We start from the raw sequence: 14959 nt of genomic DNA on the forward strand, positions 1-14959 counted from the left end.
GAGCTTTAAAAAACCAGGGTTTTTTATAAGTATAATTTCATATAAACCTGAAATGGGAGGAGAACGACTCTTCATCGCTATGATCAATCCTACGGCGCACCAGCTCCTCGCTATGTTTCGACTGCTGACAACCGCACATACTCAGGAACCCTTTCCTTGAGCAAGGTGATGAGTTCAGGCTGCATTAACTCGTAGTGGTCGGGAATATCCAGGCAGACTAATCTCTTCCCCTTGAGTAACTCCCCGTACTTCTTAGCGACTTCATCCCGGTGACTCTTTTCCATCACCAGGACGATGTCAGCCCACTCAATTAAGCGCCAAGAAACCGGCGTTTTAGCACTCGAACTTGTCCCAGCTCCAATTGCTTGAATACCGGGGTAAGCTGAAAAGATACGTTCAGCCGTCGGACTGCGGAGTCTATTTGCGCTGCATATAAACAGAAGATTCAAAGCTCCTCCCTGGCCCGGCTTTACGACGTGCCTAAAGCACAGCATAATTAATTAGCAGTATTTCGTTCCGTCTATCTTTGCACTTTGCAACCTTTGTCACTTTCTCACGTTATTATAGTTGCTTAGAGCTAGTTAATTACTTAGGGCCAGCTAGTTACTTAGGGCTCGTTAGCTGCTTAGAAGAATTACGGCCCCCACGCCGCCACTCAACCGTAGAAGAGCTGTCATGGACGATAATCGCCTAAACACCCTCGATCGGGCCACTAGCCTGGGCTTGATTTTTCTCGCCTTCGTACAGGGTTGTGCGCTCTATGTGCTGCATTTGGCTATCGACCATGAGTACTGGCTGGTCGCCGACCAGCGCTGGCTTAAGGCGCTCTACACCGTCGCAGTCGCCTTGCCAGCGTTTTATCTGATCAGCATCGTGCGACTGCGTGATCGCATCAACTTCCTACCGCTGCTGCTGGCTCCCCTACTGTTTTGGCTGGGCTGGCACCTTGGCTGGGTTGAGCAGGTGCCCGAGCCGCAGCAGTGGGGAGGCCACCCGTTTACCTTTGCCTTTTGCATGGCCGTAGGAACTGCCTTGTTTATTCTTGCGCTGTTCTTTCGTAGCAGCGCCGCCAGTGGCACTTGGCCAAAAACCTATCAGCCCATGCTGAATTACTCATGGGAGCATGCCCTGACAATCGCCCAACTAGGCCTATTCATTGGAGTTTTTTGGAGCTTGCTATCTTTGTGGGCAGCGCTCTTTTCAGCCATTGGCTTAGACTTTTTCAAAACATTGTTCCAAACACCCGCTTTTTTCTATCCAGTCACCTGGCTGGTGATTGGCATGGGGCTGGTGATGGTCCGCAATCGCTTTCGTTTTATCGCGAGCGTAAGACTGATGTGCGAAGCGCTTATCAAGGCGCTACTGCCGCTGGTTGCTTTAATATTATTGATGTTCTTTGCCGTGCTGCCCTGGACCGGCCTGCAGCCGATATGGGATACCGGCAGAGCCGCGCAAATACTTATGGCGCTGATGTTGACCCTGCTGCTGTTCTTCAACGCCGTTTTCTATCAAACCGATAACAAGCTGCCCTATCCTATATGGTTACGCAGCGCCGTTATGCTCGCCGTCGTATTGCTGCCGATAGGTAGCCTGCTGGCCGCCTGGGCGCTCTGGCTACGAATCGACCAATATGGTCTCAGCTTGGATAGGCTCTGGGCGGCACTGCTGCAGGCACTGACGGCAGCGTTTACCTTCAGCTACAGCCTGCTTCTGCTCTGGCGAAGACAGGCGGCGCTCCCCAGTATGCAGCGCGCCAATATTGGCCTAGCCCTGCTGGTGGCCGGGGCGCTGATCGTGGTTAATACGCCGCTGGCGGATATGCGCCACTGGGTGGCCCAGCATCAGGTCAAGCGGTTGATAGACGGACGCACCACTGTGGATGCTTTTGACTACCGCTATCTACGCTTTCACCTCGGCCAGCCGGGCAGTTTGGCATTACAAGCACTCGCTGACAGCGAGTTTGCCCAATCGCGACCTGAGCTGATACGGCGTATTGAGCTCTCGCTAAAACAAACCAATCGCTGGAACCAGGATCCACTAGTGGATACCCACAACCTGGATGATGTCGCCCAGCAGTTTAGCGTGCCCCCTGAAGACGCCACGCTACCCGAGCCATTGCTCGCCTTGTTAATTGAGCAGGGCTCAGCCTGCCTAAGCCAAGTTGAACCCTGCCAAGCGTTTCAGGTAAGCAATGAGCATGAATTACAATGGCTTATCTACGCGTCCTACAGCTCGCATGGACAGGTCTATACCGAGCACAATGCAGGCTGGCAGCATCTAGGCACGCTGACTGAGTTAGGCGCAGCGCAGGATGAAAATGCTGACGGCTGTCGAAATACCAAACCGTCAACCAATTTACAGCCCATACCAGGGTCGTTAAATGCCTACCAGAGTGGCAACTGCCTATACAGCCTGCGGCCCACCCTCGAAAGCGTCAGGCAACAAATACAAGCCCGTTCAGAGGCAAACGATGTTCGGATTAATTAAGGTGCCTGCTCCCCGCATTGTCGAGGGTTTACGCGGGGGCTAAAGCCTTACCTCAACGGCTGGATCAGTGCCGGGCTCTAACTGCTCACCAACCCAGAGCTGATGCAATCGAGTTTTGAGAATATCGCCAGGCCCAGAGATGAATTTAGGCTGACCGAAGTGAGTCATCACTTCGTGTTGGCGCTCTAGTGCACGACGATCCTGCGAGACCACTGGTGCCAGGAACAACCGAATGGCCGCTTGTTTAAGCCAACTTGGCGCCAACCCCTTGGGTGTCGAAAAGCGCGCGAAAGGCGTGAAACTGTTTCCCGTCGCTGGCGTGAAAATGGCGGTGACACATAACGTCAACTTGGTCTCACCTTCCCACCGCGCTTGCACCGTGGTGGGCGGATAATAGCGCGAGACGCTGCGCGAGCGATCACGCTCCAAAAAGCGCGACATCAGGCCATAATCGGGCTGGGTTTGTTCGATGGCCATATCGATCCCGTCTCCGTGGCTGGTAACAATCAGCTCCACTGGCAAGCGTCGATCCCGGCGACGAATAAAACCATGATGCAGATGATTGGTGTGGAACGGATCCATAACGTTTTCAACCGCATCGTAGGCACGCCCCACCCAGGTGCCTTGTTGCCACCAGAAATGATCAAGTTCAGGGTTGCCAAAATCAGGCGGTAACACGGGCCCGGGCGGTGCCGCGTCAGAAAGCGCCACAAAGATCCCGCCGTGCCGTTCGACTACGCGCAGTGCGTCGGCCTTCAGCTTTTGATCATGGGCCGTATCGATCAGACAACCGGGCACTTCGATACAGGTTCCATCGCTTGCGAAGCGCCAGCCGTGGTAAGGGCACTCGAGTGCCCCCTTGTGCACACGCCCTTCAGAAAGTGGGTAATTGCGGTGCGGGCAGCGATCGACCAAGGCGCCAATCCCCTCTTCGCTGCGAAAGAGTGCAATCGGTGTATCGCAACACATGACCTTTTGCGCTTTGCCGCGTTTCAGGTCTTTCGATAAGGCAACCATGTGCCAGGCATCACAGACTGACTGGGGGAATGTCATTAAGGCAGCTCCTCACCATTCCACTCGAGATCGTAAGTGGCGGCGGCATTCGTCGAGATATTGTGTTTGCAACCCGTCAGGGAGAAGGAGGCGGCATCGCAAAGCGCACCAAGCAAAGGCCAGCGATCGCCAGGCCGAGACACCACGTCGTGCCCGGTAGCAACGCAGCGCCACCAATCGCGCATACGCGCACCACGCACCGCCTGCGGCAGGCCAAATACGACCATTGCCGGGCCAAGATAAAGAGTGCGTGGCGCGGCCTCAGGTGCGGCGATCCCGCCACCGATTGCATGGGCAAGATGACCGGCACCAGTGAGCAAATGCACACCGCTGGTCGCGCGCGGATTGCACTCAAGCAAGTAAGCAACGCCAGCTTCATCGAACATTGCATCGCAGGCGAACTGCCCGTGAATGGCGGCACACTGCGCTAGGCGAGCAGCTATTTTGCATAGCGCTTCGCGATGCTGATCAGCGACAGGTTCAAAAGCATAGCCAGCTCCCCCGCCCAGGCGCCAGCTGGAACGGTAGGCAGCAAAGGCAACCAATTCTCCCCGATGCGCCACGCCATGAAAGCAGACTTCTTCGCCATGGATACGCGCTTGTGCCATCCAGGGTTTGTCGGGGCTGGGTGTAATAGCGGCCAACGCACGCCGGTCAGGGGCGACCAGTGCGCTATCACCAAATCGGCTGAAGCGCGGTTTGAATACCCACTCGCGACTTCTGCTAGCGAAGCGAGTCAAGTCTTCTACGGAGTCTATCGGATGGCTTTCCGGCACGGGCAGGCCCCATTCGCCACAGTGGCGCGCAAAGGCGAGCTTGTCGTGTAGTTGGCGTAACGTGGCAAGGTTAGGCACAAACAGGCGCTCACCCAATCGGCACTGAAGGGCAGGCGCCGCAAGATGGAAAACCTCCTCGCAGGTCGGCACCACCCGCTCGAAACCGAAGGTATCGACTAGCTCGACAATACGCGCGCGGAAGGCTGCGCCCTGCTGCCGGGGCGCAGGATAGCGGTGAACCCGCGCAGGGGCTTTCGACCAGCGCGCCATGCGCACCGGTACGCTGTCAGCCAGATGCGGCTCCCATCCGGCCGCGGCGAAATCCCGGGCAATATCCAGCGCGGCAACCGCCCGGGCGCCGGTAATAAGCACGCGTCTAGCCATCACGCCACACCACTTTACGGCGCTTGGGGCCGCTCCACGCGCTTAGATCATGAACGACCTCAACCGGCACCGGCAAATCGCATGCCTGGCTCAGTGCCCGTGCAGCAGTCGTTGCGCTCGTAGTGGAGATTGAGGCGGAGATCGTGGTTGAGATAGCGGCAGGGTAACGAGATGACAAATGCAGCACGACGCGCTCAGGCCCTGCTTCGGCCTGCCAGATATTGTCGCCCCCCAGCACCGCCTCAAGCGCTGCTACCACTAGAGGTGGCGTAACGGTGCGACCCTCAAAACGCCAGATATCGTTCACCCGGCCTTGTGGCGCATGGATGACCCGACCCGCAAAACCGCACGGGCAGGGACAAGCGTCGAGCTCAAGATAATCGTCACCGCGAATACGGACTATTGGTTGGCTGGTGCGGCGAAGATCGGTAATGATCGGTCGATAGCCGGGCGTGCCGGGAACCGGCTCAAGCTCGATAGCCAACGCATGGTCGTTGAGATGCAGCCGGCCGTTCGCACACTCAGCGGCCAGAAACCCTTCGGTCGCTTGGTATATTTGACGTGGCCTTACCCCCAGCCGCTCGGTAAAGAAGTGGCACTCAGCTTCACCGGCCGGTTCGCTGCCGCAAAACAGATGCTGCAGCGAGGGGAAATGCGCCCCTGCTTGGGCAAAGGCTGCCAGCCGATGGGGAGGTGCGATCAGGATCGTCGGCTCGAATTGCGCCAATTCCTCAATGCTCTGTTCAATCGACGCTTCGAGAGGGAAATGGGCAAACGTAAACCGCCCTCGCCCAACATCGCTGTAGAGCGCATTACTGGCGCGCAAATGCAGGGCGAGCCGTTGGCGCTTGAGCCAAGCACGCGCCGGTAGCAGTCGGGCCAGGCTCTGACCGATGTAGTCGGCACGCTCTGCGGGGCTGGCGAGAAATAGCCCTCGCGCACCGCCTCCCGTTCCGGTCGACCAGCCTGCCGACAATTCGCCAACGGCTGTGCCTTGCTCCGCGGCGGCGGCCAACCCGCGCAGTTCCTCATCGCTCATGCCTAGGCTATTCCAAGCGCCGTAATCAGCACGAAGATCCTCGATGTCAGTGACCGGAAACTCCGCCAGATCACGACCGGCATATCTTGCCAGTGCGGGAGTACGGGCGATGACAGGCTGCAGCTTGCGCCACATATTGGCTCGCCGCGCAGCCAGTTGCCCCGACGACAGGCTCAGCGCACGCCCCGTTCGTATCCACGCGGCTAAGACCCGGTCAGTTCGCATCATGGCCGCCAAAGCGCTTGGCACTGGCAGCGCAATGCGAAGGTAGGATGACCAAGTCGCCATTGCAGCACGCCGCCTCGCTCAACAGGTTTAGCGTAGCGCGATAACGCAGGGTATCGCCGAGAAGTGCGGTGGTAAGCCGCGGCGGCGGTCGGCGCTGCGTGATTGACTTGCCAAGCCACACCGCATCGGCAGCCAGCAAAACCTGGCGATCATCGGTGGTGCGCAGTGCCAGCCCCCAGTGGCCGACGCAGTGGCCGGGCAGTTCGACGGCGATCAGGCTACCATCGCCCAGGATGTCGCGACCTTCGTTAAAGGGCGCAAATCCGCTGGGTAGCGCCACTGCTGGAGCATCTTCGAAAAAGCGAGCATTGGCATCGGCCGCCTGAGGAACCAGCGCAGGCAGCAGGCCCTGGCGCACGCGGCTAAAGCGACCCGGTCGGCGCAACTCGGACAGGCCCGCACGGGCGCAATAGACCGGCCGCTGGGCAAGGTGGCTCATTCCCGCGACGTGGTCGCCATGAAAATGCGAGATGATGGTGCCGACAATCGCACTGTCTTCAATCCCATGGGTCGCGAGCCAGGCGCTCCACGCCTGCTGTGCATCGATTTTGACCGGCGTTGTCCAGCGATAGAACCGCTCGGGAAACGTCTCGGTTGCATTGATAAAAGCAGGATCATAGCCGGTATCAAACAACAAAATACCCCGCGTCGGGTGATCAATCACCCCCACCATGGCGGGAAAATCAACCGCACACAGGCTCCCACCTGAGAGAGTGGCGATCTCTGGATGTCGGCATAAACCGCGTTCAAGCCAACGAAATCCGACGCGGATCATGGCTGCTTTTCCTGCATGGCAAGCTGCCGCGCTTCGGCCAGCAGGGTTGCCAGTGCATCATGCTGGGGTCGGTAGCCGAGTAGTCGCTGAGCAGGCTCAAGATCAAAGGTCTGAGAGTAGGCCAGCGTCGCCAGCTTGTAGCGGGTCAGCATCGGCTCGCGAGCAGAGCGCATCAGCAGCGCAGCGTTTTCACTGAGCACAGCAATAGCGCGCGCCAAGCCAACCGGCAGTGAGACAAGTTGTGGTGTTTTTCCCAGCGCATCGGCGAGCTTACCAGCCACCTCTCGTACCGCAATGGGGCTACCTCCCGATATGTTGATTGCCCTTCCGGCAAGCCCGACTGCCTGCTCCTCAGCGGCGCAGATAGCCCATGCGGCGTCGCGCAGATCGGTCAACTCAATCAGCGCCCGGCCGCCACGCGGAAGCGGCATCCGCTCGCGCCCCGCCAGTTCGGCCAACTTGGGCAAGATCACCCGATCGCCCGGCCCCACCAGTGCGCGAGGGCGAATGGCGCAGCAGGCCATGGCGTCTTCCCGCGGCTCAAGCACGCGACGTTCCGCCGCGAGCTTGGTACGTGCGTAGTGGTTAAGTGGCTGAAGCGCGGGGCCGTCATATTCGCCGATGGCTATCCGGTCACGATACGCAGCAAAAATTGACGGCGAAGAAACAAACATGAAACGCTCAACGCTCGAGCAGCTGGCCGCTTCAAGCAGGCGTTCGGTCAGTTGAATGTTGTGGATCTCAAATGCTCGCCTGGGGCCCCAGCTGGCCGATAAGGCGGCGGCATGAATCACGCTATCGACATCCTTTAAGAGCCCGCGAAAATCAACTTCTGGCTGGGTAAGATCCGCCCTAACAAACTGCGCGCCGAGTGACGTAAGCGCCTCGCCCGCCGCCTGCGAACGCCCTGTGGCTCGCACAGCATGCCCGCGTTTTAGCGCCTCGCGCACCAGCGCCATGCCCAGCCCGCCGGTCGCCCCGGTGATAAGGATACGCCGTTGACTCATAGCTTGAGCACCATTGCACTGGCACTGATCCCCGCGGCAGTGCCCAACAGCAGGATATAGTCACCCGGCTTGGCGACCCCCGTCGTGAGTGCGTGGGCGAGCACGGTCGGGATTGAGGCGGCGATCTGGTTACCGGTATTCGGGAAGATATTGACCACGCGGTCACTGTTGGGCGCAAAAAGCCGCTTGATATGCTCGACCCCTGGCGCACTCGCCTGGTGGCAAATCACGCAGGCGAGATCATCCTTGCTTATTTCCGCCTGAGTGAGCGCACGCTCGATGACGCCAGGCAACGCTTTGGCAGCGGCCTTGAAGATGCCAAAGGCGTCCATCTCGAAATAGGAACCGGCGACCAGCGCCTGGTAACCTTCAGCGATGCGCAACTTTGTGCCGCCCGCGCGAAGCTGCGCTAGCGCGTGGTGAGCACCATGGGTAACCGAAACGCTTGAACGCATTCCACAGGTTGGGTCTGACGTCGCCTCAATCGCCAGTGCCGCCGCACCATCGCCAAAGATGGAGCGCGTTTTCGGCTCCTCAGGGTTAAGCCCTGCCGACGCGATATCGCTCGCAAATACAAGCGCGCGCCGCCAGCGCCCGCAGGCAATGCCCATGGCGGCGATATCCAGTGCCACCATAAAGGATAAACAGGTCTGGTTAACATCAAAGCTAGGCACGCCGGACTGGCCAAAGCCGAGACGGTTCTGGACTAACGCGGCTGTAGACGGAATCGGTTGCTCCATAACGCCACAACCGCCAATGATGACGTCGGGCGGTGTACTGCCCCAGCCTGCGCGGTTCAGCGCCTCACGGGCTGCCTCAGTCGCCATCATCGAGGTGGTCTCCTCCTCGCTCGCGACATGGCGCGCGGCAATGCCAAACTGACGTTCAGTCCAGCCGGGCGATTGACCTTGACGCTCGTCCAGAGCCCGCGAAGTTAACAGGGTGCGAGGGCGATAGCTGCCCCACCCGGCAATCGTAAAGTTGCTAATCATATGTCCAATTCTAATCGATTCGCTCTCATACTCTAATAAAGCTTAATATCAATCAATTAGAAATTAGACGATGTTCATTTTATGGCTAACTTGGTGGAGCGCGTAAAGGAGAGCCAATCACACGCTAAAAAAGCTCGTGATTTGCGGATAGCTGTCTGCTGCTTACGTTTGTTAAATTCCAGTTGCACCGACCGTGGCGAGGCCCAGGGAAAGAGCCAACACCGCTAATAGCCTCACCCACCACAGAGTGAACTGCCTGCGAAACAGGTTTATAACAAACAGCATACTTCCTACTATCCCAACTAAAACACCTACTCCAACGACTATCGCCCCTGGCTCGCCACCGAGAAAGTAGGCGCGCATTATTTCGGGAAACAAACTCCAGGCAAAAGGGATGAGCAAAGCAACTGCAATACTTGCTAAACCAGTAACTAATGCCGCGACTTCGAGCCTAAACATAGCACTCCAATATATATTTAATGCCGCTTCTCACGGGTGGCAAAAACGCGGAAATGTAGAAGCTATGGTATTCGATACTTGACCAACTGTTTTGGCGCAAAGACTTTGCGCTACAACTAACGAAGCGCGACGATGAAAAAAGCGAACCAGGCTGAGAAGTGCGCCACCTGACGGTGCGATAGGTTGTATGTCTTTATGATTGCATTTTCTATAAGTCGGATTCATGGTCATAGCATATAACGTAGCTTTGGCATCTGGCGCATGGATTGTGTATGCGGCCACAAAGGGCTCGGTGTCTCAATTAAACATAACCTACGCCCCTTGAGCAAAGCACCGCTTATAGCCTTCCAGCTGTCAGACCGGCGGCACCATCGTCAATGGCTGAGGTAAGATCCCACTCGATCACATAAGGCATGGCTGCGATGAACCACGACACCGATCAAAAACCCCGGCGCTGGCTCAATAGTGCCACCCATCACCACTGGCTGACCCGCGAAGGGCTCGCATTGTTCGAATTTCATCGCCAGGCGCGTCTGGCCTCTGGCGGTTTCGCAGTACTCAATGGTAACGGGCGCATTCCCGACGGCGCCAGCGCCGACACCATGCTCACCGCACGCATGGCGCACAGCTGTGCCCTAGCGGCGCTACAAGGTCTACCAGGCGCTGCAGCACTGACCGAGCACGCCATTCGCGCTTTGTCTGGCAAGCTGCGCGACGAGCATCACGGAGGCTGGTTCGGGGCCGATCCCGCCACCAGCGACGACCGCACTAAGCAGTGCTATACCCATCACTTCGTCGCCCTCGGTGCCGCCACTGCGACCCACGCCGACATTCCCGGCGCGGCTGCTCTGCTCGAAGAGGCCATTGGGGTGATCGACACCCGCTTCTGGTCGATGGATGAGCAAGCTTTCGTCGAGAGTTTCAGCCAGGACTGGAGCGAACTGAGCGACTACCGCGGCGGTAACAGCAACATGCACGGCGTAGAGCTGTGCTTGGCGCTAGCCGATGTGCGCGACGAACCGCTATGGCTTGACCGGGCGCTAGCCATCGTTGAACGGCTGATTCACCACCACGCAGCTCCCCGGGATTACCGCATCCTCGAGCATTTTCATGGCGACTGGTCAGAATGGCCGGAGCACAACGCCGACTGCCCCGACGACGGGTTCTATCCCTATGGCGCCACGCCGGGTCACGGTTTCGAGTGGTCACGGCTGATGCTCCACCTGGAGGCAGCGCTTGAATCTCGCGGCCGCGCAGCTCCTTCTTGGCTATTCGCTGACGCTGCGGCGCTATTTGACGCCAGCCTGCGTGACGGCTGGTCCACCGACGGCACCCCAGGGCTAGTGTATACCGTGGATTGGGAGGGTCGCCCAAACTCCCTGCGGCGTCGCCACTGGACTCACGCCGAAGCACTGGCCGCCGCTGCCGCGTTTCTACAACGCACCGATCAGGCCCACTACGAGCGCTGGTATCGGCGGCTTTGGGATTTCATCGACACCACCTTTATTGATCGCGCGCGGGGCGGCTGGTATCAGGAGCTCGACGGTAAGCTGCAGATCGACACTGCCGAAGGTGACATCAAGCCCGATCTCTACCACGCTTACCAGGCCACACTGATACCGCGGCTACCCTTGGCACTCAACTTGGCGTTGGCTGTCGAGAGGCTGTAGTAGCTCAACCTTTACCCGAACTGATCGTATTATGACCACCTGAGGTTAGCTGCCAGGGTAGTGGTCACTGTGGCTAACCTAGCTATTTTTCGACTGTCGCTAATCGTACATACTCTGGAACTCTTTCCTTGAATAATTTAATGAGTTCAAGCTGCATTAACTCATAGTGATCCGGAATAGATTCAAAGCTCCCCCTAGGCCCGGCTATACGGCCTGCCTGAAGCGCAGCGATGACTTTGACGTATCGAAGCGGAGGCATTCGAGTGACGCGCCTGGCTAGCTGCTCCTAAGCATGTACGCCCGATGCTTCCGCTCTTCTCGCATGATATAGAGGACGAGAACCCACCTCTCATCCATTTACCCAACAACCAGGAGGAGAACATGCAGACAATCAAACTAGGCGGAGAAAGCGTACCCCGTATAGGCCAGGGCACCTGGCATATGGGCGAGAATGCCGGACAACGGCAGGCTGAGGTCAGGGCGCTGCGTGAAGGTCTGGATCTGGGCATGATGCTGATCGATACCGCAGAGATGTATGCCGAGGGCGGTGCTGAAGAAGTCGTTGGCCAAGCAATCCGTGGCCGGCGCGATGAAGTGTATCTGGTCAGCAAGGTCTACCCGCACAACGCCAGCACCAAGGGTGTTCAGGCTGCCTGCGAGCGCAGCCTGCGCCGATTGGGCACCGACACTATCGATCTATACCTGCTGCACTGGCGCGGCCAGTACCCGCTGAGCGAAACAGTGGAAGCCTTCGAACGGCTGCGTGAGCAGGGCAAGATCCTGCGCTGGGGTGTGTCGAACTTCGACATTGACGACTTAGCAGAGCTCAACGAGCCAGCTTGCGCCACCAATCAGGTGCTCTACAATCCCGAAGCACGGGGCATTGAATACGACCTGCTGCCTTGGCAAGCACAACAAAACATGCCGCTCATGGCCTATTGCCCGATCGGGCAAGGCGGCGCGCTACTGCATGATGCCGCCCTGCAACGCATCGCCGGCAAACACAGCGCCACCACCGCGCAAGTCGCCCTCGCCTGGGCTCTGCGCCACCCTGGTGTGATTGCTATTCCTAAAGCCGTGAAACTGGATCACCTCAGACAGAACTTTGATGCAGATAACGTCAGACTCGACGAAGATGATCTGGCACAGATCGATGCCGCCTATCCTCGCCCAATGCGCAAGCAGTCTCTGAAGATGGTTTGAAGAAGAGTCATTAACGGCCCAGCACTGGAGTGATGTCATGTCACTGCCCGCCCCACAACCAAACGCCTGGATTCGCTTTCTCGCCCACCTGCTGTTTATTCTGGCGGCGTGGACGCTGTTCATTAAATACCTGTTTCCCATTGGGTACGGGCTGGCATACGGCGAGCCCTGGGCAAGGCATATCTATTGGGATCTATGGCCACTGGCGCACGTTTGGCTAGGTTGGGCGCTGCTCGAACGGCCTAGCTATACGCGTGCATTGGCGGTGGGCATGTCCGTCATTGAAATCCTCATCATCTGTACCCTGTTCGTCCGTTTTCTCGCCGACCCTGAGTGGTCGATCTGGCGTACCAACTGGTTTGTGAATAAGGTATTTGTGCTGACATGCTTTGTGCTGGTGTTGGCTGCCACGGTGCCGGTTCAAAAAAACCTGAAGGAGCGACCGCTATGAAGCATCACATCAAGCATCGCATCACGCGCAGACAAAGCCTTACGCTCATCGGCACCACGCTCACCGCCATGACGCTCCCAACCGTATCACTTCTTGCCAACACGGGCGGGATGCAACAGAAGACCTTTGCGGGCACGGACAAAACGCTGCCATTATCGGCATGGGCACTTGGCGAACATTCAACGTTGGCAGTGATCCGAAGCTGCTCGATGTGCGTACCGAAGTAGTTAAGGCATTCTTCGAGCATGACGGCGGACTGATCGACTCTTCGCCCATGTATGGCTCGGCGCCTCCAACCACCGCAACTGAAATGCAGTGCCCTCTTTATTAGTCACTAAACAGGCTGCCGCCACCGCCAAACCAAACGATGGGCATTAAACATCAGCAGGTTGCCACTCACAATCATTGCTAACCCTATAAGTGCATCCGCATGCCACTGGTAACCCTCGAACACCGTTGACAGCGCCAGCGCAACCAAAGGAAACAATACCGTCGCATAAGCCGCCTTACCGGCACCAATACGGCCGACCAGCATAAAGTAGGCACCAAAGCCTCCCACCGATCCTATTACCGCCAAATAAACCAGGGCACCTAGATATCTCGGTTCCGCTGGCAGGCTGAAACTGGCTCCCTGAGCCCAGGCAATCAGCCCCATCAACATCCCCCCATACAGCATAGCAAAGGCGTTGGTGGTGTTGATTTTCAAGCCGCATCGCTGGTGCCTGACCGACACCATGTTACCCAGCGAAAACCCGTAGGTACCCAGCAACGTCAAACCAATGGCGCCCAGCAGTTCCCACGTAGCCTCAACTGTGACCAGATCCTGCCAGAAAATCAGCGCCATGCCCGGCAGACCAAGGGCCAAAGCCAGGTAAAATACCCGCGGAACCGGTGTGCGAAAGAACAGGTAGCCATTGGCCGCATTAAACAGTATCGACATAGAAAACAGGATGGCAATTAGGCCGCTGGGCAGATAACCCGCAGCGGTATAGAAGCAGTAGAAATTCAAACCAAAGACACAGCCCCCCTGCAACAGGCAGAAAAGATGATCCCTGGTATGCAGAGCCTGGCGTCGGCGCAACAATGTAAGCCCGGCCAACAGCACCAGCGCGGCGATGAGAAAACGATAGAATACCGAGACCGGCACCGCCACCTCGCCCACTTGCCAAGCGATAGCCAGCCAGGTCGAGCCCCAGATAAGAACTGTTGAGATATACAGAAGACTATTCATGGCTTGCCATTCCCAGAGTGGTTAGTGTCAGCCATAGTATCGGCTCACCCCGGCTGGCTAGCTTGCCTGCGTTTGCGCCAGTTTGTCTATTCTTGCGGTTGAATGGTTCGCTGAATTGAGTTTCGTGCTGAGCCTGAGTACTGTTAACGCAGTTCCCAGGAGCCGCCCATGTTCACCGACACTTTGAGCCACTATCCCAGGATGAAACAGACGCAGGCGCGTCTAGTAAGTAGCACCCAGCTAAAAAATGGCATGGCGCTGGCCCGTTGGAGTAACCAAGAAGACCGTATTGAGAAAATTCACTCAAACCACCACACTCTGAGCGTTTATCTGAACGGCGCGGAGAACTCCCTACGCAGGCAGGGATCACAAACCATTGCCAGCGAGACCAGCAATAGCGTGTGTTTAATGCCCGCCAATCTGATCACAAGTTGGGACGTGCATGGGCCTATCTCACTACTGCATTTCTATTTCAGCGACACTCACCTGAGTCAGTTGATCGAACAGGTATGGGATAAAGATGGCCGAAGCGTGCAACTGGACGAAATCGACTTCGCCCAGGATGCCCTGCTCACTCAGCTGTTTTGCACCACCCTTGGCCAGAGCAACTGGCAAGACCCGCTGGATCAATTAGCGCTGGATTCCGCCACCCAAACGGCATTGATACACACCCTACGCCACTATAGCCAGCACCGACTGCCAACTCTGCGCCCAACCGGTGGACTACCTGCGTGGCAATTAAAACGAGTGGTGGAGTTCATTGAGCATCACCTGAACCAACCCCTTACGCTGGCATGCATGGCGGGTATCACTGGCTTAAGTGACTACCACTTCGCCCGCATGTTCAAACAAGCCACTGGTTACCCACCACATCGCTATGTGCTGCACCGTCGTCTTATCCGGGCGCAATACTTGTTGGCGGAAACATCGCTAAATATGACTGAGATCGCACTACGCTGCGGTTTTGGCTCCAGCAGTCATTTCAGCAACCGCTTTCGCGCAGAGACAGGTGTCAGTCCTACTGAGTATCGGACGCAACAACGTAGCTAGGATTCTTACGAAGACTGCCTGCTACCCGCCCCGCTTTAGGACTTTGTCGCCGTCGCGTTTTTCTTTCAGCGCTATGCAGCGCTCAACTGGGCCG

At 57.4% G+C, this 14959-nt stretch carries 15 protein-coding genes; 6 read left to right on the forward strand and 9 right to left on the reverse strand.

Annotated features, from left to right (window positions below):
- Positions 1–110: 110 nt before the first annotated feature.
- A complete protein-coding gene (locus tag K7H09_RS09620; protein ID WP_138799930.1) occupies positions 111–449 on the reverse strand; it encodes a low molecular weight protein tyrosine phosphatase family protein in 339 nt (112 codons plus the stop codon).
- 226 nt (positions 450–675) lie between these two features.
- Here K7H09_RS09620 and K7H09_RS09625 point away from each other — a divergent pair, with 226 nt between their 5' ends.
- Positions 676–2487, forward strand: coding sequence for a DUF4153 domain-containing protein (locus K7H09_RS09625; RefSeq protein WP_230804520.1), 1812 nt, complete (start codon positions 676–678; stop codon positions 2485–2487).
- Between the two features lie 39 nt (positions 2488–2526).
- Here K7H09_RS09625 and K7H09_RS09630 read toward each other — a convergent pair whose 3' ends face one another.
- The 7 genes from K7H09_RS09630 to K7H09_RS09660 form a co-directional block, all read right to left on the reverse strand.
- Positions 2527–3540, reverse strand: a complete 1014-nt coding sequence (locus tag K7H09_RS09630; protein ID WP_230804522.1) for an aromatic ring-hydroxylating oxygenase subunit alpha — start codon at positions 3538–3540, stop codon at positions 2527–2529.
- On the reverse strand, positions 3540–4700 hold the full coding sequence (locus K7H09_RS09635; RefSeq protein WP_230804524.1) for an ATP-grasp domain-containing protein: 1161 nt from the start codon (positions 4698–4700) through the stop codon (positions 3540–3542). Before K7H09_RS09635 ends, K7H09_RS09630 begins: the two co-directional genes overlap by 1 nt.
- Positions 4693–6027: a hypothetical protein gene (locus K7H09_RS09640; RefSeq protein ID WP_230804526.1), complete on the reverse strand. Its 1335-nt coding sequence runs from the start codon at positions 6025–6027 to the stop codon at positions 4693–4695. The genes K7H09_RS09635 and K7H09_RS09640 overlap by 8 nt, the downstream gene beginning before the upstream one ends.
- Positions 5954–6802: an MBL fold metallo-hydrolase gene (locus K7H09_RS09645; protein WP_230804528.1), complete on the reverse strand. Its 849-nt coding sequence runs from the start codon at positions 6800–6802 to the stop codon at positions 5954–5956. The genes K7H09_RS09640 and K7H09_RS09645 overlap by 74 nt, the downstream gene beginning before the upstream one ends.
- A complete protein-coding gene (locus K7H09_RS09650) occupies positions 6799–7809 on the reverse strand; it encodes an NAD-dependent epimerase/dehydratase family protein (protein WP_041157818.1) in 1011 nt (336 codons plus the stop codon). The genes K7H09_RS09645 and K7H09_RS09650 overlap by 4 nt, the downstream gene beginning before the upstream one ends.
- Positions 7806–8801: a 3-oxoacyl-[acyl-carrier-protein] synthase III C-terminal domain-containing protein gene (locus K7H09_RS09655; RefSeq protein ID WP_190373740.1), complete on the reverse strand. Its 996-nt coding sequence runs from the start codon at positions 8799–8801 to the stop codon at positions 7806–7808. Before K7H09_RS09655 ends, K7H09_RS09650 begins: the two co-directional genes overlap by 4 nt.
- A 171-nt stretch (positions 8802–8972) precedes the next feature.
- Entirely contained in the window at positions 8973–9260 is a 288-nt protein-coding gene (locus K7H09_RS09660; protein ID WP_027959842.1) for a hypothetical protein, read from the reverse strand.
- A 422-nt stretch (positions 9261–9682) separates the two neighbouring features.
- Here K7H09_RS09660 and K7H09_RS09665 point away from each other — a divergent pair, with 422 nt between their 5' ends.
- From K7H09_RS09665 to K7H09_RS09680, 4 genes are all read left to right on the forward strand, one after another.
- Positions 9683–10930: an AGE family epimerase/isomerase gene (locus K7H09_RS09665; protein WP_230804530.1), complete on the forward strand. Its 1248-nt coding sequence runs from the start codon at positions 9683–9685 to the stop codon at positions 10928–10930.
- Between the two features lie 381 nt (positions 10931–11311).
- Positions 11312–12133 carry an aldo/keto reductase gene (locus K7H09_RS09670; RefSeq protein WP_022520595.1) on the forward strand — a complete coding sequence of 274 codons (822 nt, stop codon included), beginning with the start codon at positions 11312–11314 and terminating at the stop codon, positions 12131–12133.
- A 37-nt stretch (positions 12134–12170) separates the two neighbouring features.
- Entirely contained in the window at positions 12171–12584 is a 414-nt protein-coding gene (locus K7H09_RS09675; protein WP_027959845.1) for a hypothetical protein, read from the forward strand.
- Complete coding sequence (locus K7H09_RS09680; RefSeq protein WP_039859276.1) at positions 12581–12811, forward strand: hypothetical protein; 231 nt, start codon at positions 12581–12583, stop codon at positions 12809–12811. Before K7H09_RS09675 ends, K7H09_RS09680 begins: the two co-directional genes overlap by 4 nt.
- Before the next feature lie 107 nt (positions 12812–12918).
- On the opposite strand, the gene K7H09_RS09685 is transcribed toward K7H09_RS09680, so the two are convergent.
- A complete protein-coding gene (locus K7H09_RS09685) occupies positions 12919–13815 on the reverse strand; it encodes a DMT family transporter (protein WP_009287227.1) in 897 nt (298 codons plus the stop codon).
- 168 nt (positions 13816–13983) lie between these two features.
- On the opposite strand from K7H09_RS09685, the gene K7H09_RS09690 reads away from it, so the two are divergent.
- Positions 13984–14865, forward strand: coding sequence for a helix-turn-helix domain-containing protein (locus K7H09_RS09690; RefSeq protein WP_009287226.1), 882 nt, complete (start codon positions 13984–13986; stop codon positions 14863–14865).
- Positions 14866–14959 lie beyond the last annotated feature (94 nt).

Origin of the sequence: Halomonas sp. IOP_14, assembly GCF_021021315.1 — a bacterium.
In the GTDB taxonomy this organism is placed as follows: Bacteria; Pseudomonadota; Gammaproteobacteria; order Pseudomonadales; family Halomonadaceae; genus Vreelandella; species Vreelandella titanicae.